This is a genomic window from Flammeovirga sp. EKP202 (genome assembly GCF_014534745.1).
Lineage (GTDB): Bacteria > Bacteroidota > Bacteroidia > Cytophagales > Flammeovirgaceae > Flammeovirga.
The window spans coordinates 1-803 of the sequence record NZ_JACVVP010000129.1 but is presented as its reverse complement, the minus strand read 5'-3'; the positions used below and the strand labels follow the sequence as shown (position 1 = coordinate 803).

General features: G+C 38.1%; 2 protein-coding genes. Both read right to left on the bottom strand.

What is annotated here, in order from left to right; genetic code table 11:
- The coding region (locus IC221_RS29265) for a GTP-binding protein (protein ID WP_255516221.1) at positions 1-332 on the bottom strand (332 nt) is incomplete at its 3' end.
- Between the two features lie 96 nt (positions 333-428).
- Positions 429-803 (bottom strand): phosphoadenosine phosphosulfate reductase family protein (locus tag IC221_RS29260; RefSeq protein WP_188172324.1); only part of this gene is annotated, 375 nt, incomplete at its 5' end.

Here is an 803-nt window from a genome sequence, read left to right as displayed (position 1 = left end):
AATACGATCGCTAAGTTCGCAGTGGAAGCACCCGTTACCATATTTCTTGTATACTGAATATGACCTGGAGTATCCGCAATGATAAACTTACGCTTTGGAGTCGCAAAATAGCGGTAAGCCACATCAATAGTGATACCTTGTTCTCTTTCTGCCTTCAAACCGTCAGTCAACAACGCAAGGTTTACGTTTTCGTCACCTCTTGTTTTACTTGATTTTTCGATTGCCTCTAACTGATCTTCGAAGATTGACTTTGTGTCATACATCAAACGACCAATTAAAGTACTCTTACCATCATCCACACTACCCGCAGTAGTGAAACGAAGTAAGTCCATATTCATATAAGATTGATCTACTGCTGAGGCAGAGTCTTCTCTTTTAATACTTGGATTGTTTAATAATGTTTCGCTCATTGTTTTGCAGATTGTAGTTTAGAAATAACCTTGTAATTTTCTTTCTTCCATTGCCGCTTCAGATCTCTTGTCATCCGAACGGTTTCCTCTTTCAGTAGTTCTTGAAGAAGCTACCTCTTGGATAATTCCTGCTAAATCATCTGCATCAGATAATACAGCACCTGTACAAGTCATGTCTCCTAAAGTACGGTAACGAATTAACATTTCTTCATATTTCTCATCTTTAAGAAGCGTATTCCATGGAGATTCTGCTAATAGAATTCCATTTCTATTCACTACGTTTCTCTTATGAGCAAAGTAGATTGAAGGTAAAGCAATTCTTTCTTGAGCGATATATTGCCATACGTCCATTTCAGTCCAGTTGGAGATAGGGAAAATACGGAAGTGCTCATA